1 protein-coding gene is annotated in these 232 nt (G+C 39.7%); it reads right to left on the bottom strand.

The features are described from left to right. Window positions 1-232: THUMP domain-containing protein (locus AAEY79_RS16535; protein WP_352289891.1), on the bottom strand; the 232-nt coding region annotated here is incomplete at both ends.

Here is a 232-nt window from a genome sequence, read left to right as displayed (position 1 = left end):
AGTCAGTTGACCATTACGATAATGGGCATCAATTTTAAAATCTGGATTGACACGTTCTACATCGGGACGAGGAGTACCATCATCACGAAAACGGTCAACTACAGCATCTTTAATTTTCAGCGCACCAAATTGAGTGTTATTAATGAAACCACCCGTGCCGTGAAAATCAATACTGAAGGTTTTTTTATGGGAAAAATGCGATGGCCAATCAATGCAGTATGCTGCGTTATAA

This window comes from Psychrobacter sp. GW64-MNA-CIBAN-0177 (genome assembly GCF_040309585.1).
Taxonomy (GTDB): Bacteria; Pseudomonadota; Gammaproteobacteria; order Pseudomonadales; family Moraxellaceae; genus Psychrobacter; species Psychrobacter okhotskensis.
This window is presented reverse-complemented; position numbering and strand designations above follow the sequence as displayed.